18 protein-coding genes are annotated in these 20,252 nt (G+C 42.4%); 9 read left to right on the top strand and 9 right to left on the bottom strand.

The window, feature by feature from the left end; all coding sequences use genetic code 11:
• The first annotated feature begins 383 nt into the window (after positions 1 to 383).
• Positions 384 to 2,111 carry a methyl-accepting chemotaxis protein gene (locus tag L2D08_RS22450; RefSeq protein ID WP_242237558.1) on the top strand — a complete coding sequence of 576 codons (1,728 nt, stop codon included), beginning with the start codon at positions 384 to 386 and terminating at the stop codon, positions 2,109 to 2,111.
• Between the two features lie 335 nt (positions 2,112 to 2,446).
• On the opposite strand, the gene L2D08_RS22455 is transcribed toward L2D08_RS22450, so the two are convergent.
• The 7 genes from L2D08_RS22455 to L2D08_RS22485 are packed head-to-tail and all read right to left on the bottom strand — an operon-like array spanning position 2,447 to position 8,230.
• Positions 2,447 to 2,818, bottom strand: a complete 372-nt coding sequence (locus L2D08_RS22455; RefSeq protein ID WP_242237560.1) for a Na+/H+ antiporter subunit G — start codon at positions 2,816 to 2,818, stop codon at positions 2,447 to 2,449.
• Positions 2,796 to 3,080, bottom strand: coding sequence for a Na(+)/H(+) antiporter subunit F1 (locus L2D08_RS22460; protein WP_242237562.1), 285 nt, complete (start codon positions 3,078 to 3,080; stop codon positions 2,796 to 2,798). The genes L2D08_RS22455 and L2D08_RS22460 overlap by 23 nt, the downstream gene beginning before the upstream one ends.
• Entirely contained in the window at positions 3,077 to 3,562 is a 486-nt protein-coding gene (locus L2D08_RS22465) for a Na+/H+ antiporter subunit E (RefSeq protein ID WP_242237564.1), read from the bottom strand. The genes L2D08_RS22460 and L2D08_RS22465 overlap by 4 nt, the downstream gene beginning before the upstream one ends.
• A gap of 30 nt (positions 3,563 to 3,592) precedes the next feature.
• Positions 3,593 to 5,074, bottom strand: coding sequence for a Na+/H+ antiporter subunit D (locus L2D08_RS22470; RefSeq protein ID WP_242237567.1), 1,482 nt, complete (start codon positions 5,072 to 5,074; stop codon positions 3,593 to 3,595).
• Positions 5,067 to 5,405: a Na(+)/H(+) antiporter subunit C gene (locus tag L2D08_RS22475; RefSeq protein ID WP_242237570.1), complete on the bottom strand. Its 339-nt coding sequence runs from the start codon at positions 5,403 to 5,405 to the stop codon at positions 5,067 to 5,069. Before L2D08_RS22475 ends, L2D08_RS22470 begins: the two co-directional genes overlap by 8 nt.
• Before the next feature lies 1 nt (position 5,406).
• Positions 5,407 to 5,829, bottom strand: coding sequence for a Na(+)/H(+) antiporter subunit B (locus L2D08_RS22480; protein ID WP_242237573.1), 423 nt, complete (start codon positions 5,827 to 5,829; stop codon positions 5,407 to 5,409).
• Complete coding sequence (locus L2D08_RS22485) at positions 5,816 to 8,230, bottom strand: Na+/H+ antiporter subunit A (RefSeq protein ID WP_242237576.1); 2,415 nt, start codon at positions 8,228 to 8,230, stop codon at positions 5,816 to 5,818. Before L2D08_RS22485 ends, L2D08_RS22480 begins: the two co-directional genes overlap by 14 nt.
• A 226-nt stretch (positions 8,231 to 8,456) precedes the next feature.
• On the opposite strand from L2D08_RS22485, the gene L2D08_RS22490 reads away from it, so the two are divergent.
• Positions 8,457 to 9,143 (top strand): universal stress protein, encoded by a 687-nt coding sequence (locus L2D08_RS22490; RefSeq protein WP_242237579.1) that lies wholly within the window; start codon positions 8,457 to 8,459, stop codon positions 9,141 to 9,143.
• Between the two features lie 62 nt (positions 9,144 to 9,205).
• Here the strand turns inward: L2D08_RS22490 and L2D08_RS22495 are convergent, their stop codons facing one another.
• Entirely contained in the window at positions 9,206 to 9,745 is a 540-nt protein-coding gene (locus L2D08_RS22495) for a tyrosine-type recombinase/integrase (protein WP_242237581.1), read from the bottom strand.
• Between the two features lie 420 nt (positions 9,746 to 10,165).
• Between L2D08_RS22495 and L2D08_RS22500 the strand changes: the two genes are divergently transcribed.
• Both L2D08_RS22500 and ggt read left to right on the top strand, forming a co-directional pair.
• Positions 10,166 to 10,792, top strand: coding sequence for a GntR family transcriptional regulator (locus L2D08_RS22500; protein WP_242237599.1), 627 nt, complete (start codon positions 10,166 to 10,168; stop codon positions 10,790 to 10,792).
• 288 nt (positions 10,793 to 11,080) lie between these two features.
• Positions 11,081 to 12,736, top strand: coding sequence for a gamma-glutamyltransferase (gene ggt, locus L2D08_RS22505; RefSeq protein ID WP_242237584.1), 1,656 nt, complete (start codon positions 11,081 to 11,083; stop codon positions 12,734 to 12,736).
• Positions 12,737 to 12,824: 88 nt separating this feature from the next.
• Here the strand turns inward: ggt and L2D08_RS22510 are convergent, their stop codons facing one another.
• On the bottom strand, positions 12,825 to 14,231 hold the full coding sequence (locus L2D08_RS22510; RefSeq protein WP_242237587.1) for an alanine/glycine:cation symporter family protein: 1,407 nt from the start codon (positions 14,229 to 14,231) through the stop codon (positions 12,825 to 12,827).
• 764 nt (positions 14,232 to 14,995) lie between these two features.
• Between L2D08_RS22510 and L2D08_RS22515 the strand changes: the two genes are divergently transcribed.
• From L2D08_RS22515 to L2D08_RS22535, 5 genes are all read left to right on the top strand, one after another.
• The gene (locus L2D08_RS22515) at positions 14,996 to 16,612 is read left to right on the top strand and encodes a spore germination protein (protein ID WP_242237590.1); all 1,617 of its coding nucleotides are present in this window, start codon (positions 14,996 to 14,998) and stop codon (positions 16,610 to 16,612) included.
• Positions 16,602 to 17,831, top strand: a complete 1,230-nt coding sequence (locus tag L2D08_RS22520; RefSeq protein ID WP_242237591.1) for a Ger(x)C family spore germination protein — start codon at positions 16,602 to 16,604, stop codon at positions 17,829 to 17,831. Before L2D08_RS22515 ends, L2D08_RS22520 begins: the two co-directional genes overlap by 11 nt.
• 17 nt (positions 17,832 to 17,848) lie before the next feature.
• Entirely contained in the window at positions 17,849 to 18,961 is a 1,113-nt protein-coding gene (locus tag L2D08_RS22525; protein ID WP_242237593.1) for a GerAB/ArcD/ProY family transporter, read from the top strand.
• A gap of 25 nt (positions 18,962 to 18,986) precedes the next feature.
• A complete protein-coding gene (locus L2D08_RS22530; RefSeq protein ID WP_242237596.1) occupies positions 18,987 to 19,241 on the top strand; it encodes a YczF family membrane protein in 255 nt (84 codons plus the stop codon).
• A 143-nt stretch (positions 19,242 to 19,384) separates the two neighbouring features.
• Positions 19,385 to 19,648, top strand: coding sequence for a DUF1292 domain-containing protein (locus tag L2D08_RS22535; protein WP_242237597.1), 264 nt, complete (start codon positions 19,385 to 19,387; stop codon positions 19,646 to 19,648).
• The last annotated feature ends 604 nt before the right edge of the window (positions 19,649 to 20,252 follow it).

Below are 20,252 nucleotides of genomic sequence, written 5' to 3' on the forward strand. Positions count from 1 at the left end.
ATATTTTGGAAGTATAACAACTTAGTTGCAGAAATATTTCATTTTTACAACAAAAATAGGGGATTATCAATACTTTTGGTAAATTTTATGAATAAAGGAAAGTTTTATTATGAAAATATTTGATCACTATAATACTGATGAAAAGAGAGAAAACAAAATATAAAAAGGATATATATGGAGTTGGCAACCTTGTAAAAAACTCTTTGCGCTTTATGTTTGAATGAAGGTCGATATGAAAATCTTGGAAGAGAGGAGGATAAGCAAAATAGATCAACCTTCTTTTTAATGAAAAAAGGTTGTGGAATTTATGAACATAATCTATTTTTTTGTCTCCGATTCTTATAGAATAGATAAAAAGAACCATTATAAAAGGGGGATGTATGGTGCGAAAAGAAAGCGTTTTCTTAAAGTTGATGCTCTTGATTACAGTTATGATTTTTGCCACTGCTTTTGTTGTCAGCAGTATAAGCTACTATTTAACAAAAAAAGAATTGACCGAAGCAGGGAAAGAAGATATGGGGCATCTTGTCGAAACTTCGCTTGTGACGCTTACTTTGTTAAACGAGCAGGTTGAGGCGGGAGCTTTAAGCCTTGAAGAGGCAAAAGAGAGGGCAAGGGTTCTCCTAGTAGGGCCAAAAAAAGGGGATATATATGATCACACACAGTCAAGCTTCCTTTATAAGCAGGACGGCTATCTTGTTGCGTATGGGCAGGACTTTTCTTCCGAACTCCATCCAAAAAACCCGGTTGGGGATATACCGGATGATACGACTAACCGGGAAAACATGGTCCGGGCTTCAAAACAGACAGAGGCACAAAACCGGTATGTATACTTTCCTGATACGTTAGATGATGGAACGCCTGTAACGAAAACAGCGTATATGTCTTACTTTGAACCATGGCAATGGTCGGTTGGGATGATTGTGCTCGATGACCAATTTTATCAGGAGCTGGTCAAGCTAAAATGGTATATGATCGCAGCAGGAATCGGCATGACAGCGGCCAGCATTCTCGTATTTTACGCGGTATCCCGTAAAAAAATCAAACTATTGGAACAAATTGCGGCTGCTTTTGCGGCTATTTCCAGTAAGAAGCTAAATGATCAGAAGCTGCCCGAGTCAAAAGATGAAATCGGCCGGCTGGGCACATCCTTTAATGAAATGAATAAGCAGCTGCGCCATTTGGTTGGCCGGCTTCAGGAAACAAGCAGCCAAGTTGTTGATGCTTCAGCTTCGGTATCTGCTATATCAGAAGAAACCGCAGCAGGCAGCGAAGAAGTGGGGAGAGCGATTACAAGTATTGCTTCGGGTACTGTAGAGCAGGCAGCTGACCTCGATACGACAAATTCCAGCTTAAATCAGCTTAATCATTCGATTCAATCAATGAATAACCAGAATGAGCAAATTAAAGAAATGACAGAACACTCGCAAAAAGCCGTATCACAGGGTCAGGCAATGGTTCGCCAGCTCAAACAATCAAACGAAGAGTCCCTGTTCTCTTCAAATGAAGTAAGCAAAAACATTTCTAGTTTATACCTGAAAATTACGGAAATCTCGCGTATTACAGATACGATTGAAAGCATAGCGGCTGAAACAAATCTACTGGCTCTTAATGCAAGCATTGAAGCAGCAAGGGCAGGTGAACATGGAAAAGGTTTTGCGGTCGTAGCGAGCGAAGTAAGAAAGCTGGCCGAACAGTCTAATCAATCCACCAAGCAGATTCAAGGAATGATTCTGGGCATTGAAGCAGAGACAGAAAAAACGGTACTGGCCGTATCCCAAACCATTGATCGTTCACAGCAGCTTGACGCAGCTGTAAAAGGAACGGAAGAAGGCTTTTCCCGCATTTCGGAAGTGATCTATCAGACAGCCGAGGGGGTTCAATTATTAAACAGCGAACTGCAAAAAGTGATGATGCAAAGCAAAGACATTTCTGAAGCTGTCAAAAAAGCGTCTTACGTTTCAGAGCAGACAGCAGCATCAATAGAAGAAATTACTGCATCTATTGATGAACAAGTTCAAGCTATCGCTCAGCTGACCCTTTCAGCTGAAGCTATGACAAACCTAAGCCGGGAGCTTAATGCGTTAACAGAACAATACTCTATTGATTAATGGGAGTATACTCGTATACAAAAATACAGATATACAAATATATTCGTATACTCATATACATTTCATATAAATGTAATCCTTAATACAGTTTCTTAAATCCAAAATTGCCGCCAGGAATTTCACACTAATGTTTCTGCATATAAACAACTCGGGTTTCTGTCTAATAAAAGAGTTCTCGACATATCGTCGGCCCACCTATTCAAAACATGCACAGTCATGGAAGCCATTTTGGCTTTTGTCGTTTTTGAAAGGGTATTAATCGTCGATTTATTTATTTAAGAAACAAGAAAAGACGGCTCCAATGTCTGGTTAAACAGGCATTGGAGCCGTCTTTTTTAATGAGTGGGGTTTTCATGATCCGTCTCGGTTATATTTTTCAAGCTGCTTTCCACCGGATCCTCTACCATTTTTGCTTCTGAATTATAAGCAGCCCGGCAAATGAGGTGTCCAGCTACCGGTGCAGTTAAATATAAAAACACAATGCCCAGAACAAGACGAATACTAATATAATGTTCTGTCGACCAAAAATAAATAAATACGCCGGTCAGCGCCAGCAGAACAGCGAGTGTAGCGCTTTTGGTTCCGGCATGTGAGCGTGTGTACACATCAGGAAGAGTTAAAACGCCATAAGCGCTGATCAGGGCGATAATGCCGCCAAGCAGGACCATCAACGCTGCAGCCAGCTCAACGATTTGGTTTTCTGTCAATAATGATCCCTCTTTCCATGTATTTTGAAAAAGCGACTGTGCTGATAAAGGCAAGGATCGCAATAATTAAAATCACTTCTAAATAAGCTTTCGTTTGAAGCAGGGCACTAAGAACAGCTACCATTGACATTAAATTAACACCGATCACATCAAATGCGACGACTCGGTCCGGCAATGTAGGCCCCTTAAGGATACGAAGAAGACAAAGGCCGATCGCCAGGCTGAAAAGCACAACCGCCGCGGTGAAAATAGAATAGATCATGGCCGGGTCACCTCCAAAATAATTTTTTCGTACGTTTGAATAGATTGCAAAACCATCGGCTTCGTTTTCTTCATGTCCATTGCATGGATAAAAAACTCATTTCCCTCAGGCGAAATGCGCAGAACGGTAGAGCCGGGCGTCAGCATAAGCAGAAGCGCAAGAGAGGTTATTTCCCATTCACTTTTAAGTTTTGTTTGATACGAGAACGTACCGGGCTCAAAAGTCACGCCCGGAATTAAAATTTGCTTCATGATGATAAGGCTGGATGTCCAGAGCTCATAATTGAAAATAAGAAACAGTTTCAGCATGGAGTAGGCACGTTTCAAGTAAAAAGGCGTACCGAAAAATCGGTGCATCAAAAAAATAATCACAAGGCCAAGCAGAAAACCGCCGGCAAACGTATCAAGCTCAAAGCTGTCTTCATCTTTTAACATCACCCATAAAACGGCGATTAACATATTTAATAGGAACTGAACCGGCACAAGAGTGCACCTCCTTGATAAGCGCCTGCCTTAATTATTTTGCAGGGCTCCTTTAATATATAAATCAGGATTCATCAGTACATCAGCGGCTTCTGAAATATAAGGGGAAAGAACGTCCATTCCAAGCCCAAGAACGGTCGTGAGAATCCCTAATGCCAGAAGGGGGGCAAGTGTTCCTATCGGTAAAGGAACTTGATTTTTCGACATAATAGTCGACTCTCCCCAAAACATAATGAGAAACACCCGTAAAAGGGAGTACAGGACAAACAGGCTCGATAGAAACGCAACGGCCGTTAATCCATAATGCCCCGCACCGATGGCTCCTTCTCCAATGAACAGCTTGCCTGCAAATCCACTGAATGGAGGAATGCCGCCGAGCGAGAGAATCATAATAAAGAAAAGCCAGCCAAACAGCGGATAGTTGGCGATCAAGCCGCTTTCCTCGTCAAACCGGGATTTACCGGTTAAATGAACAATCGTTCCAACAAGCAGAAACAGCAGGCCTTTTATGACAATGTCATGAATCAAGTAGTAAATAGAGCCTTGAATCCCCGCTTCATTGTAAGAAGCAAGACCGACCAGGATAAATCCGATCGCAATAACTACATTGTAAGAAGCAATTTTCCTTACATCCCGGTGGGCAAGTGCTCCGATACTGCCGCCAATCATAGTCGCAGCCGCCATATATCCGATGATTGTATGCGTAAAAGATGGCTCATGGTAAAACAGCAGGGTAAAGGTTCGGAACAGCGCATAAACACCTACTTTCGTTAAAAGAGCGGCAAACAGGGCGGAGATGGCTGCGGGCAGCGCGCTGTAGGAGCCCGGAAGCCAGAAATAAAGAACGAGTCCGGCTTTTAAGGAGAAGACTACTAAAAACAGTATGCTGATCGTGGTTAAAAGAGGCGGCTGTCCAGCCTCTGCGATCCGCAGGGACAAATGAGCCATATTTAAAGTTCCCAGTGTTCCATAGAGATACGCGATCCCGAGCAAAAATAGCCAGGATGATAAAATATTAATCAGCATGTATTTAATGCCTTCGGTCAGCTGCTTTTTTTCCCCGCCGAGTGTCATCAGGGCGTAAGAAGCGAGCAGCATGACTTCAAAGCAGACAAACAAATTAAACAAGTCGCCCGTTAAAAACGAGCCGTTTACGCCAGCGGCGAGCAGCAGTGAAAAAGGATACAGAAAGAAAGATTCGCGTTTTTCATCTTTCACAAAAGCGGCATACACTAAACAAAGAACGGTGACAAGAGAAGAAACTGTGACAAGCAGCACCGCAAATATATCTGCTACAAAGGTAATCCCAAACGGAGGCAGCCATTCACCAAAGTCGAGCCGGAGGATACCGCGGCGCATCACTTGCTGCAGAATCCACATGCTGATCAAGAACACGGCCGCCATCGCTCCAACGCTGCCCCAGCGCTGAATGGAGCGGTTTGACCGAAAGAAAAGAAGCAGCATGGCCGCTAAAATCGGCACAATCATCGGAAAAACCAATATGTTATTCATCGTGAGGCCCTTTCAAATCGTACAGATTATCGGCACCGGTCGTTTGATACGTACGATATACAAGAACGAGAAAAAAAGCGGTCACTGCAAAACTGATGACAATGGCTGTTAAGATCAACGCCTGGGGCAGGGCATCTGTGTAGGTATCGGCCTGGTCGCCTAAAATAGGAACGCTGCCTTGTTTCAGTCCGCCCATTGTCATGAGCAGCAGGTGAATAGCGTGTGATAAAATGGCGGTTCCAAGCACAATTCGAATCATATTTTTAGAAAGCAGCAGATAGGTGGCTGTTGAAACAAGAACGCCAACTAAAAGAATAATCATGGTTTCCATCTTACACATCCTCACTAATACTGATAATAATCGTGACCACTACGCCGATTACACCGAGCGCCACTCCGGACTCAAACAACATGACGGTCGCAAGCTCTGTTTTACCGAAAATAGGGAGGTTAAAATAAGCAAACGTCTGGCTTAAAAAAGAGCTGCCAAACAGCAAAGAACCTGTGCCGGTAAGAGTGGCAATGATCACACCGAGCGCAGCGACATTTTTGTAATCAAAAGGAAGGCCTTTATTAATGGTTTCTACATCAAACGCTAAATATAAAAGAACGAAAGCGGATGAAAGAGTCAGCCCGCCGATAAAACCGCCTCCCGGATGATGATGTCCGGCTAAAAACAGGTATACACCGAAAGTCAGAATAATAAAGACGGCAACTTTTGAGACTGTTTGTAAAATCAAATCATTTTCTCTCATGATCATCCGCTCCTTTCGGTATTTTCAGCTTCACCAGCGTATAGACGCCCACTCCGGCAATGAATAACACAACAACTTCAAGCATCGTATCAAACGCCCGGAAATCTCCTAAAATAGCATTCACAATATTACGACCGCCTGCAAGATCATAAGAATCTTCAAAGTAAGAAGAAATTGAATCGAATAATTTATTTCCTTGTACCGAAAGAGCAAGCAGCACTGTTAACGTACCCATACCGATAGAGATAAGTATTTTAGGGACACGTACTTTAAAGGAACGATCTTCTTTTGGCCATTCCGGCAGATGATAAAAGCAAAGCAGAAACAAAACGGTTGTAACGGTTTCTACCACGAGCTGTGTTAAAGCAAGATCGGGTGCCCGAAAAAGCACAAAGAAAATTGCAATCGAGTATCCAAGGATGCCATTAAGCAGCGCGGCCGTCATCCGTGACTTGGTAAAAAGAATGCCGACGCCTGCTGCTGCCATAATGAGCACGAGCAGCATTTCATATGGAGCAGCAGGGACATCGTGAGAAAAACGAAGGGAAAGCCCTCCTGAAAAAAGAAGAGTGCCGCCCGTCAAGAAAATCAAAAAGCCATAAATATAATACAAGTAATGGCGCAAAAATCCAGTCATATAGAGATTGGTTACTTTTTTTGAGCCTATTTCACTTCCGGTCAGCAGCCACTGATAACCGCGGTCAAGACTCCGGCTTGCCGGAAAGAGCTCATACACATCCTGCCAGGCGCGGTACATTCTCGCCAACAGTGCACCAATTACGACTACACCTGCTGTCATAAGCAGTTCCGGGTTAAAACCGTGCCAGGCTGAAATATGCGGAATCAAACCTTCCATGCCTTGATAAGAAGGAAGAATGCTGTGCACGGCCGGAGCCAGCAGGTAATGACTCAGCCCATTTGGAACAAAAAATAACGTTACGATGATCGCACAAAGCACAATCGGAGAAATCAACATACCCAGCGGTGCTTCATGAGGGGTTTTTTCCAGCCGCTCGCGGCGGTACGGACCAAGAAACGTCCGAAACACAATAAACATAGAATAAACGAATGTAAACACACTGCCAGTCCATGCGATAATAGGGAATAGCGGTCCCCATGTATCCATGGAAAAGATATTCATGCTGCCTGCCTGTAAAGAGGCGGTGAAAAACATTTCTTTGCTTAAAAAACCATTAAACGGGGGAAGTCCTGCCATAGAAAAACTGCTGATGACGGCTAAAGTAAACGTAACCGGCATAAAAGGCAGCAGTCCGCCGAGCTTCCGGATATCCCGGGTACCGACTTCATGGTCAACAATGCCCACCACCATAAATAGGGCGCCTTTAAACGTAGAATGATTCACAAGATGGAAAAGAGCAGCAAAAATCGCTTTCGTATAAATGACAGACTCTGTGGAAGCGCCGCCCTGCAGCGCAGCAGAACCCATTCCAAACAAAAACATAATCAAACCGAGCTGGCTGATGGTTGAATACGCAAGAAGGGCTTTTAAATCTTTTTGGCGGACAGCGGAAAAAGAACCCCAAAACATCGTAAACATCCCGATTCCGCTGACCAGCCAGAACCAAACGGCTTCCCCGCCAAAAATAGGTGTGAAACGTGCGACCAGGAACAGGCCGGCTTTCACCATTGTGGCAGAATGAAGATAAGCACTGACAGGCGTCGGCGCTTCCATCGCATCAGGGAGCCAGATATGAAAAGGGAATTGGGCGGACTTGGTGAATGCGCCAATTAAAATCAGAACGAGCGCTGGCACAAACAACGCGTGTTCCCGGATAGAATCACCCATGGTAATGATTTCTTGTATACTGTTTGTCCCTGTTATGACATGCAGCATGATAAAGCCGACCAGCATAAAAAGCCCGCCGCCAACCGTAATTAAAAAAGATTTTTGCGCCCCGTAGCGAGATTTTTTCCGCCGGAACCAAAAAGCGATGAGCAGGAAAGATGAAATACTAGTCAGTTCCCAAAATATGTACAGCATGATCATGTTATCTGAGAGAACGACCCCGAGCATCGCGCCCATAAACAAAAGCAGATAGGCGTAAAAGTGAGAGAGAGACTCCCGCTCTTTTGATAGATAAAAAATCGAATAAAGAACGACCAAGCTGCCAATGCCGGTAATGAGCAGCGTGAAAATTAAGCTGAGTCCGTCTAGATGCACGGAAAAAGCAAGATCCAATGCCTGTGACCAGCTCACCGACCCAAAGACGGGTCCCCCAGCCGCCACTTTCGGAATGGCTGTACAAAAACAAACAAATAATAAAACGGGAACAAAAAGAGCGGCCCAGCCAAGATGAAGTTTCGGAAACCATTTTCCGATAAAGGGGATCAGCAGCGCTGACAAGATCGGAACGAGAACAAACAGATGAATCAGTGTCAAATAAATCCCTCCTGACTTAGTAAATAAACGCAATCAGTTTTAAAAAAAGACAAAAGCCTTTTAAAAGGAAAAGTGCCCAGATTCCTGGATTAGGGGTTGAAAATTTCGGGATAGACCTTTATCCTAACTAGAGATAAGTGAGAAAATGGTTCTTTCCTTTTTTCAGCCCGGTTTTAAACGTTTCCGGGCGAATGGAGCAGGAAATCATACTAGAGGTGAAACGGTTATGAAAAAAGCAAGAGCCCGTATGGATGAAAGTATATTAGTATGTGCCTATTATGGCCCAAACGGTGAGCGGCTTATTAAACGTGGATGTAAAATTGCCGATATGCTGGATTGCCCGCTTTATATCTTAACGGTTGATCCGTCTCCGAAAGACGAAGTAGGCGCGGACAAAGCGGCGTACATCCAAGAATGGAAAGTTCTTGCCGAAGAACTAGGGGCGGAAGAGTTTATGATTCGCTACAATGAAAAGAGGCCGGCCGCAAAAGTGATCGCAGAAGTGGCCCGTGAGCTGAATATTACCCAGATTATTTTGGGACAGTCTCCGCAGAGCCGCTGGCAAGAAATTAAAAAGGGTTCTTTTGTAAATACACTGCTGCGTGAAATTTCATTTGTTGATTTTCATATTGTGTCCATCGACAGGTCTGTCGAAGACAACGAAAATCTTTTTGAAAATGGTACAAGAGCGTATCTCGTAAAAGAAGAAGATGGACATCGAATCACCTTTACGCACTCAGACCATGTGATTCATGAAGGAATTTTTTATAAAGAAACCGGTACGGATTTTAACAACGGAGTATTCACATACATTAAAGAAAACAAGACGTGCCAGCTTCATGTGACAGATGAACGGATTACGGAACCAACATCGATTCACTCTTCAATCAAAGAAGAAAAATTTGAAAACTAAATCGCATGGAAGGCCTTCAGAAAAGAGCATGCTCTCCTTCTGGGGGCTTTTTTGTGCGTTCTTTACAGGTTCACATCGATCTTCTGATCCCTTTCATCCATTCCAATATAGCGGAACGTCTCAGACGGAGAAGCATGGTGAAATCTTTCTTGAATAAGAGAGATGGCTACTCCTTTTAAGTAAGCATGATAGCCAAACGTTTTCCGCAAAGTATGGGTGCCAATTTGATCGGCAATCCCCACTTTTCGGGCAGCTTCATTGATGACGCGGTATGCCTGCTGCCGTGTGATCGGAGCATCACTTTTAGGAGATTTGAACAGATAGCTGTCAAGCGGCGGCTTTGTTTGCTCCAAATGAAAAGACAAAGCTGCTTTTACCTGACCATTAATGTAAATTTTTTGGCCTTCTATTAATAGAAAAGATTGAACGGCACCGGATGCCTCTACGAGCTGATTCACTTTTAAAGACAAAAGGGTACTAATTTTAAGCCCTGTGTTAATACCTAGAACAAATAAAACAAAATCTCGGCTGGAGCGTTCTTTTAATACAGTCTTCATTAGTTGGATGTCCTGTTCATTTTTGATTGGGTTGACAAACTCCACTTTTTTCACCTCTTATGTTACTTAAATATAGCCTAACATGTATTTATGTTACATTCAAACGATAAGGGAGGGAAATTAAGCAGAAAGAGAATAGAGAGCTTATACTGCAAATAAGAGAGACATAGATATAACCATCGCTTCTTAATGGAAAAACAATAGTGTTTAAAATATTGAAGAACAAAAATAGCTTGATTGCCAAACAAGATGTGGTATATTACATATCATATAAAAAGAATAAAATAGGGGTTTGTTTCGTCTTATAATTAGGAAGGCCCACTCTCCGCTATAGCAGATAAAATAGAGGTCCATTATTATTCTTTCTTAAAGAGATGGATACATAGGTTATGCAATGCGATAAACTGGGGGCGTTTTACGTTGAACATAGATAAAAACGAGATAAAAAAAGTTAAACGTACATTCATGCGGGATGAAGCCTATAACACACTTCAGGAATGGATTGTACTTGGAAAATTGGAACCGGATGCAAAGTTGAAGGATCAAGAGTTGTCAGAAGTGCTGGGGATTAGCCGGACACCTGTCCGAGAAGCACTGCTTAAGCTTGAAGATGAAGGGTTAGTTGTTACAAAAGCAAATCGCTGGACGCAGGTAGCGCCTATTAACCCTGTAGAAGCAGAAAATATTTACTCTATTGGCTGGACCCTTGAATGTCTGGCTTTAGAACAGGGTACAGCGCTTATTTCTTCAAAAGATATTGCGGAACTAGAAGCACTTAATGAACGCTTTTATCGAATACTTCGCAGCGATGACGACAAGCTTGCGGTTATCCAGGCAGACAACCAGTTTCACAATAAGATTATTCAGCTTTCAGGTAATGCAGAGCTGACGAAAATACTTGAAGGTGTAAAGGTAAAAATTAAAAGAATGGAACTTCATTATTTTCGTTTAAACGTCAGAAAACTTTCCTCCTATGAGGAGCATAAGCAAATTATTGATGCGTTGAAAAGAAAAAATCCAGCCCAGGCAAAAGAAGCCCTGCGGGATAATTGGAAAAACAGCCTGGAACGCATCCGGCTGTATATCGAGTAAAATCAACATGAAAAAACGGCTCTTAACATTTGTTAAGAGCCGTTTTTTCATGTTGAGCTTGGCTGACCCAGGCTTGATAAGGGGATCAGAAAGCTAATTTCCTGGTATTTAATAAAATATGTTACATTTTCTTACATAAATCATTCCAAATGCTTCCTGCTGTAGTTTAATAGCTGTAACGCTATAGCAATCAAGACACTGATTTTTCACATAAGTTCAGATACATAACAGCGTGTGTAGCTTTGTATAAGCCACATATACATATATTCATAAAAGGGGGTTTTTTGTATGTCAAGTCAAAGGACGCATTCTTATCGCCCAACTACGCTAGCTTCTAACGGTATGGTAAGTACACCTCATTATCTGGCTACCCAGGCGGGCCTCGCTGTTTTACAAAAAGGAGGAAATGCCATTGAGGCTACAATTGCTGTCGCTTCTACTTTATCCGTTGTATACCCTCATATGAACAGCATCGGTGGAGATAATTTCTGGCTGATTTCCAATGAAAAAACAAAAGAGATCAACGCATTAAACAGCAGCGGGCGCGCTGGGCAGCATGCAACCATTGACTTTTATCGTAATCAAGGCCTCTCTTCTATTCCTTCCCGCGGGTATTTGGCTGCACTGACCGTTCCAGGAGCAGTCGCCGGGTGGGAAGAAGCGTACGAGTATTCAAAAAAGCATATGGAAGGAAGCTTGTCTTGGGAAGAGCTTTTGACTCCAGCGATCTCTTATGCAAAACATGGATTTCCTGTTACGCCTAGCCAGGAGTACTGGACGAACGTCAATTTAGATGCACATGATCAAGAATTTAGAAACCTTCAGCGATTCAAAGGGTTTCGAGAAACCTTTTTAAAAGAAGATGGGACGGCTTACAGGACAGGAGAAGTCATGAAGCAGCCGGATTTGGCTCAAACGCTTGAGGCCATTGCCAAAGAAGGCAGCCAGGTTCTTTACAACGGAAGAATCGGTGAACAAATTGTCAAAGAGGTTCAGGAAAACGGCGGTCTCTTGACCATGGAAGATTTTCAGCGACATCGCTCCGATTGGGTGCGGCCTATTTCGGTCAACTACCGGGGCTATACTGCTTACAACTTACCGCCTAACACACAAGGGTTTGCGTCGCTCTCAATTTTAAATATTTTAAATCAGTTTGATCTTCGTTTTATTGAGGAGGGATCCGCGGAGTATTATCATCTACTGGTCGAAGCGACTAAGCTGGCATTTGCTGATCGGGATGAATGGCTGACAGATCCAGAATTTCTTCATATTCCACTCCGGAAACTGCTGTCGGTTGAACGGGGAGAACAGCTGGCAGCGCAAATTGATTTTACACGTGCTAATCATTTAAACAAACAGCTTGAGCCGAAAGGAGATACCGTTTGGCTGGGCGTGGTAGACAAAAAAGGAAATGCGGTTTCTTTTATTCAAAGTATTTATCATGATTTCGGCTCTGGAATTATTCCAGAGGGAACAGGTGTAACATTGCAAAACCGGGGAAGCTTCTTCTCACTGGACCCCGCACATATCAACCGGCTCGAGCCTAATAAGCGAACATTTCATACGTTAAACCCAGCCATGCTGTTTAAAAACGGCGCCCCTTACCTTGTTTACGGCACAATGGGCGGTGAAGGACAGCCGCAGACACAGGCAGCGATCGTCACTCGGATTGTTGATTACGGATATAGCGTTCAAGCCGCTATTGAAGCACCGCGGTGGCTGTATGGGCGCACGTGGGGATCTGATTCTAACAGCTTAAAAGTAGAGGCGCGAATTCCTGAAACAGTAGTGGAGCAGTTGAAAGATAAAGGGCATTCGCTTGAATTTGTTGAAGACTTCAGCGATACAATGGGGCATGCAGGCGCCATTTTAATCGACCCGGACACGAAGGTAATGTTTGGCGGGGCAGATCCCCGGGGAGATGGAGCTGCATCAGGCTTCTGAGACGCCGCGTGATAAAAAAACAGCCGCTCTTCTTAGAAAGAAGAGCGGCTGTTTAATATACCAAAAAACAAATCTCAATTACATATAGTTACTTTTCTTTGGAAGAAGGCCAGCATTCGACTCCATCCAGATCTTTAATCGTATCTTTGTAAAATTGCGGGTTTTTCCCGGCTTTTCTTTGTGCTGTATAATCGCTTAAAGCGGAGAAAGCAATTTTAGATAGAAGCAAAATGGCAATCAAGTTGACGATAACCATGAAGCCCATAAACAAGTCGGCAAGGTCCCATACAAGCTGTACTTTGGCTACAGCGCCGAAAAGAATCATGCCTAGTACCGCTAAACGGTATACCATTAACCACATTTTGCTTGTATTTAAAAATTCAATGTTTGTTTCACCATAGTAATAGTTGCCGATTAGTGTACTGAAAGCAAACAAGAGAATCATGAAAGCTAAAAATCCTGGTGCCCATGAACCGATGTGTGTAGCCAGTGATGCTTGTGTCAATTCAATTCCGCTTAGGTCGGTTTGTTTATATACCGGAGAAAGCAGAACAATAAAGGCAGAGCTTGTACAAATGATGCCTGTGTCAATTAAAACACCTAAAGCTTGAATAAGTCCCTGCTTAACAGGGTGGCTTGTTACAGCAGCAGCTGCTGCATTTGGTGCACTTCCCATTCCGGCTTCATTAGAGAACAATCCACGTTTTACACCATTCATAATAATGGCGCCAAACGTTCCGCCGACTGCTTGTTCAAGTCCAAAGGCACTTTTCACAATAAGAGCTAAAACGCCTGGTACGTCACTAATGTTCATAATGGTGATAAAAAGAGCTACACCGATATAAAGAACAGCTAATACAACCACGATGTATTCTGATGCTTTAGCAATCCGCTTAATGCCCCCAAAAATAATAATGGCAAAAGCGATCGTCATGATAATACCAAGCATCAGACGGTTTATACCGAATGAATTTTCAAATGCAACTGTAATCGTATTTGACTGTACGGCATTAAACACAAGACCGAATGACAAAGTAATAAGAATCGCAAAAAGGACACCCATCCAGCGTTTCTTCAAGCCTCTTTCCATATAGTAGGCAGGGCCGCCACGGAAGCCTTCATTGTCTTTCACTTTGTAGATCTGAGCCAGCGTACTTTCTACAAAGCCGGACGTAGCTCCGATCAGCGCGATCACCCACATCCAGAAGATCGCTCCCGGGCCGCCAAGGGCAATGGCGATCGCAATACCGGTAATATTACCTGTTCCTACACGCGCTGCCATACTAATACAAAACGCCTGGAACGGCGAAAGGCCCTTAGCACCACTTGTTTTTCCTTCTTTTAGAACAGACACCATTTCCTTTAAAAGACGGAACTGTAAAAAGCGTGAGCGGAAGGTAAAATAAAGACCCGTTCCAACAAGCAGAATAATCAGAATGTTAGACCATAAAAGCTCATTGATCTGCCCGACTAGAGTTGATATAAATTGCTCCATTTCATTTCCTCCTTTTATCCGTACCTATAAAGCTGTTTATCCCTTACGTCATTGTGAATAACCTAACGGGACGTAAAAAAACCGCCTATGTAACGATAATAATAAGTTCTTTTTAGGAAAAATATATAAAAAAAACAATTATTTCCTGTTTTAATATGATCGTGCGGTATATACAGAAAGCAGCTATGGTCCTGGCGATTCTAACAATCTGTATAATATATTACATATTATTAGACGCAAAGTTAAATTGTCAATACAGAATGACTTGTTTATTTATTCGGTATTTTCTAAAAAAACTGAATAAAAATAAATTCTGGTTATATAAAAAGTCCAGATCACCCTTGGTTTCTTAGGCAATTGATTGGAGGGTCTCTTTTAATATTTATAATGTGAGAGTTTATACACTTAGCATAGACTAAAGACGATAAATATTATTTTAAGGGAAATAAAGGATATTAATTGAGTGTTAAGGGAAAGATTTGAAGTTTCCAGTGGCCGATTTGGCTATCGAATAAAAGCAGAATTTTCCCGGTTTATTCTCTTACTCCCAAGAAAAATCAATCTACAATGTTTGTTCTTCGTTGCTCCTCTCTATTGTTTTTCAACTCCACTTACTTTTTTATTTTTCATTTAGCATGTAACGAATTTAGTACATGACTCATTTCAGGGGGGCAGCCGGCCTATAAAGCTTGAGAAAAGATACGTATAAAAATTCTTTTTTAGGCAAATCTGAAGATAAAAAGAGCAGAAAGGTCGGCAGCGCTATGTCCCCATTTTTTAAAGGCAAAAAACAAGCAGCACCAAACCAGTCACAGCCAGTTGACCCGATGCCTGGGTCGATAACGAGCAACTTACAGGACAATCTCTCTTTAGTGAAGCAAAAATTCGGGAATAGTCCCGATATCATCATTCGTGAATTAAAAATCGGTTCTTCAAAAGCAAAGGCGGCTGTGATTTACGTACAGGGATTGGTGGATAACCAATTATTAAACGACTTTTTGATCGAATCGTTGATGCAGTATCAATCTTCTTCACAAAATGAAACAAAGCCGGAAATGCTGGATAACATATACGACCTGGTAATCCCTATGGGTGGTGTAAAAAAACAAACGGAATGGAGTAAGCTGCTCGAATCTTTATTGGTCGGGGCAACACTCATCTTTATTGATGGAACTGACAAAGCATTTACTGTTGCAAGTACACAGGGCGGCGAAGGCCGTTCGATTTCAGAGCCAACTACTCAAAACGTAATCCGGGGATCAAAAGAGGCCTTCACCGAAAACATTTCCACAAACATTTCGATGGTCCGCAGAATCATTAGAACGCCGGATTTATGGGTAGAATCGATGAAAATAGGCACCCAGACCAATACAAATGTTTCAATTATGTATCTAAATAACATCGTCGATCACGATGTTGTGCAAGAGGTCAAAAAAAGATTAAAGAAAATAAAAATCGACAGCATTTTGGAATCAGGCTATATTGAACAGTTGATTGAAGACCAGCCGGCCAGCCCATTTCCACAAATTTATCATACGGAAAAGCCAGATGTAATCGCTGGAAACCTGCTGGAAGGACGTGTGGCTATTTTTGTCAACGGTACACCGTTTGTTCTATTGGTACCCGTTGTTTTTATACAATTTTTCCAAACTCCTGATGATTATTATTTCCGCTTCGATATTGCGACATTCACCCGCTTTTTACGGATTTTTATTTTTTTTATTTCCCTTATTGGGCCAGCCGTGTATATTGCCGCCACCACGTTTCATCAAGAGATGATACCGACACAATTAGTGCTGATCATAGCTGCCCAGCGGGAGACGGTTCCTTTTCCGGCTGTTATTGAAGCGTTAATTATGGAGCTGGCCTTTGAAGTTTTGCGGGAAGCTGGTTTACGGCTGCCTAAAGCGATTGGATCAACCGTATCTATTGTCGGAGGTCTTGTTATTGGCCAGGCTGCTGTACAGGCCGGTATTGTCTCGCCGCCAATGGTTATTGTTGTAGCCATTACAGCGATCGCGAGTTTTGCCACGCCTTCATTCGCCGTTGCTATCTCTGTACGCCTGCTGCGATTTATTTTTATGGGGCTTGCTGCTGCATTCGGCTTCTACGGTATTATCATTGGCTTAATTATGATGACCGTTCATTTATGCAGCTTACGCTCATTTGGTGTTCCATACATGGCGCCACTCGGCCCATTCAGACCTGTTGAAAATGGCGATACCCTTATTCGCGCACCATGGTGGGCAACGAAAAAGCGTCCAAGCCTTTTCAGTTCTAACAACGTTAAGCGTGAGGCGGAAAACCAAATGCCGGCTCCTCCTCAACCAAGGACGATTAAAAGCGAAAGCACAGAAAAGGGGAATCAGAATGAGTCGTAAGCGCACTTTTCTGTTTGGAATACTGGCTAGTTTATCTGTTTTTACATCAGGCTGTTGGAGTGAAAGGCAGCTGACGGATATAGCGATGGTGGCTGCCGTAGCAATTGACCGGAACGAAGAAGGGCAATATGAGGCTTCCTACCAATTCTTTAACCCGGGGAATATTGCCGGCGGTCTGCAGGGAGGAGGCGGAGGCCAAAGCCCGCCTGTTGCTGTTTATACGGCTACGGGTGATACGATTATGGAAGTTCATGGGAATATGTCAAGGAAAATATCACGGGAACCGTATTACTCCCACACCAATCTTGTAGTTATTAGTGAAGAGTTAGCCAAAAAAGAAGGCATTGCGCCTGTATTAGAGGCATTTGACAGGGGTTCCCAATTCCGTGTAACGACGTCAGTTGTAATTGCGCATGGTGTAAAGGCAAAGGATCTCGTCACGACCTTGGCTGCGCTGGATAAAGTCCCCTCCCAAAAAATCATGCAGACATTGGAATCAACAGAAAAGGCATTGGGAGAAAATATAGATATTGATTTGGAAGAAGTTATTAACGCTCTTGTATCTCCTGGCCGCGAGCCGATGATCAGCGGCTTTACAGTAAAAGGTGATCCAAAAGCAGGAACTAAGCAGGAGAGCCTTCAAGCAACCGAGATGCCATCGCCTATTGTGGCAGACGGCAATGCCGTCTTTAAAAACGGGAAATTAGTGGGCTGGATTGAGGGCACAGATGCGAGAAGCGTCCTTTGGGTTATGGACCGGCTTCAGAGCACGACCATCACAACAGCCTGGGCAGGTCAAAAAGATGCCCTCTCTTATCGTGTGGTCCGTCAAAAAACAAATGTATCAGCAGATATGAAAAACGGAAAACCGCATATTTCCGTTCATATTCATATGGAAGGCGATATTGGGGAAGTAACGGTGCCCATTAACTTGAAAGATCCAAAAACGCTGGAAAAAATAGAAAAGGATATAGGAAAACAGGTCAAGAAGGAAATTGAAACATCTATCCGTCACACAAAAAAGAGGAAAGCAGATATCTTTGGATTTGGGGAGGTATTCCACCGTGCTGAACCAAAAGAGTGGAAAAAAGTTGAAAAGAAGTGGGAGGATGAAATCTTCCCTCATTTGGCTGTAGATGTATCAGTGGAAACATTTATCCGCCGAACAGGCTTAAGAAATAATTCCTACCTATCAGAAATGAAAAATGGAAAGGAATAAAAAGGAAGTGAAGGGCGATGGAGAAAGCAAAAATTAGTCCCCGCCAGCTGTTTGTGCTTATGGTGCTATTTCAACTGGGGAGCTCTATTATCATTCCGGTAGGGCTAACAGCAAAACAGGATGCCTGGCTGGCGATTCTGGGCGGTATGGCGGGGGGCTTACTTTTATTTTTACTATATTATAAGGTGGGCTCTTACTATCCAGGACTTGTACCGACAGAATATATGCCAAAAATTTGGGGGCCTGTCCTCGGAAAGATTTTCGCGTTTTTATATGTTTTGTATCTTTTCTATCTTGCTGCCCGAGTACTGCGGGACTTTGGAGAAATGCTGGTTATATTCGCATACCCGGAAACCCCTTTATTTATTATTAACTTATTATGGATGGTTCTGGTTGTTTATACGGTTAGAAAAGGCATCGAGGCGCTGGCAAGAACAGGAGAAATTCTTTTCACTGTTGTAGCTATCCTTGCGGTCACTTCTTTTATCCTTCTTGTATTCAACGGCTCTATTGATACAAGGAATTTGCAGCCCGTCTTTGAGGAGAAACCGATCACGCTGTTGAAAGCAATGGGAGAGTCCGTAACTTTTCCTTTTGGCGAGATTCTTGTTTTTACCATGATTTATCCGTATTTAACCCAATTGAAAAAAGCAAAACGTGTAGGACTCTATGCTGTGCTTATTAGCGGGCTGATTCTGTCAGTCACAATGGCGATCAATTTAAGTGTTCTTGGTTTTAGTTTGCTTTCACGTTCGCAATTTCCACTTCTATCCACTATACAAACGATTCAGCTTGCAGAATTTCTGGAGCGTCTGGATGTATTTTTTATGATTGGTGTCATAATCGGTGGATTCTTTAAAATCACGATTTTCGTTTATGTAGCCATTATGGGGGCAGCGAGTTTATTTAAGGTGAAAGAATCATCTCACCTTGTGTTCCCCTTGGGACTTATTACGTTGTTCCTATCTATAGGGATAGCGGGCAATTTTCCGGAGCATATCCGGGAAGGGCTGGATGTTGTGCCGCTGTATCTGCATTTGCCGTTTCAAGTGATTTTTCCGCTTCTTTTGCTAGTGGGTGCTATATTAAGAAATAAAAAGAAACAAAAAAAGCAGCTGGCGACGAAATAACAATCGAGAGGCTGGGTAAATAATAATGAAGAACGTTGCTTTGAAAATGATTGGTGTTCCGGTATTAGTGGCAGTGACGTTATTTGGCTTAATGCTGCTGCTGGATATCATTCAAGGATATGGCGTGAAAATTTCTATAAGCCACATAATCAATCCGTTTTCGACTATGAGGCCTGCTGAAGGATTTATTTTTGCTCTGCTTTTTATTTTGCTGATTGTCTACTATTGGAAGGTGCTTTCACAAGCGAAAAAAGCAGAAGAAAATTCGGATGAAAAGTAAGACTTTCTTTTAAAAAGGGTATAAATATGTTGTCCCCATTTGTTTTGCGCACGCTGGAACAAATGGGAAGAGATAAACAATGGCCTGGTGGAGATACTATTTGCAGGAATGAACCCGTTAACGAAAACAGAGGAGGAATTAGTGTGGAAGAAATTCAAGTAGGCGACATTTTTACGCTGGCAGATGAAAATGACCAAGAAGAAGAAATTGAAGTGCTTGGAACATTAAAAATTGATGGAACTCAATATGCAGCCGTTAGTTTGGTGGAAGAGCTTAACGAAGCCTCAGACGAGGACATCAATGTGTTTTTTTTGAAGGGAGAAAGTGTTGATCAGTTAACCGTTATTGAAGATGATGAGGAGTTTGAAAAAGTAGCCGCTGCGTTTCAAGAGGCTGAGCAAGGCTGATCATCCCAATGGCTTCCTGCTGATCATACCTTTGTTTTGTATGAACTACATAACAAGCGCAATTCTTCCCTAGGGAAGAATTGCGCTTGTTTTTTTGTTCATTACAGAAAGATCAGTATTCGCATAAGCATGGAGAGCGGCCAAGCAGTCTTGTGCCAGGGCAGGAAGGTTAACTAATATTATAGAAGAAACAGAAAAAAAGGTGCTATTTTAAGAAATCATTATCATTTAATCTGTATAAACAACGCTATTTGAATGGAATAGCGTTGCGTGTCAAAAGAAATAAAAGAAAAACAAAAAAACTATTGTCGTGACATTAAGTGCATGTTATATTATTATTCGTCGCTGAAACGGCGGCAAATCTTCAATATTTATTTCATATATTGTAAATCATGAAAGTTCACTAGCTTTTGAAAATATGCAAGCAAAAAAGTTCTAGGCTCAACGTATAAAAAAATAAAAATTCGTTGACAAAGAATTAGGGTTAATGATATACTATTTTAGCTGTCGGAGAGACGGAATAAACGAATTGAACATTGAAAACTGAACAAAATCAATAAAAACGTCAACGTTTTAAATTTTTATCTTCCATTAAAAACACCCC

It is taken from the genome of Domibacillus sp. PGB-M46 (assembly GCF_022668875.1).
Lineage (GTDB): Bacteria > Bacillota > Bacilli > Bacillales > Domibacillaceae > Domibacillus.

Coding starts and splice junctions, on each gene's coding strand:
- L2D08_RS22460 (WP_242237562.1), bottom strand. CDS start 3,080: ATGATCTATTCTATTTTCACCGCGGCGGTTGTGCTTTTCAGCCTGGCG.
- L2D08_RS22470 (WP_242237567.1), bottom strand. CDS start 5,074: ATGAATAACATATTGGTTTTTCCGATGATTGTGCCGATTTTAGCGGCC.
- L2D08_RS22475 (WP_242237570.1), bottom strand. CDS start 5,405: ATGGAAACCATGATTATTCTTTTAGTTGGCGTTCTTGTTTCAACAGCC.
- L2D08_RS22480 (WP_242237573.1), bottom strand. CDS start 5,829: ATGAGAGAAAATGATTTGATTTTACAAACAGTCTCAAAAGTTGCCGTC.
- L2D08_RS22490 (WP_242237579.1), top strand. CDS start 8,457: ATGAAAAAAGCAAGAGCCCGTATGGATGAAAGTATATTAGTATGTGCC.
- L2D08_RS22500 (WP_242237599.1), top strand. CDS start 10,166: ATGCGGGATGAAGCCTATAACACACTTCAGGAATGGATTGTACTTGGA.
- ggt (WP_242237584.1), top strand. CDS start 11,081: ATGTCAAGTCAAAGGACGCATTCTTATCGCCCAACTACGCTAGCTTCT.
- L2D08_RS22510 (WP_242237587.1), bottom strand. CDS start 14,231: ATGGAGCAATTTATATCAACTCTAGTCGGGCAGATCAATGAGCTTTTA.
- L2D08_RS22515 (WP_242237590.1), top strand. CDS start 14,996: ATGTCCCCATTTTTTAAAGGCAAAAAACAAGCAGCACCAAACCAGTCA.
- L2D08_RS22520 (WP_242237591.1), top strand. CDS start 16,602: ATGAGTCGTAAGCGCACTTTTCTGTTTGGAATACTGGCTAGTTTATCT.
- L2D08_RS22525 (WP_242237593.1), top strand. CDS start 17,849: ATGGAGAAAGCAAAAATTAGTCCCCGCCAGCTGTTTGTGCTTATGGTG.
- L2D08_RS22530 (WP_242237596.1), top strand. CDS start 18,987: ATGAAGAACGTTGCTTTGAAAATGATTGGTGTTCCGGTATTAGTGGCA.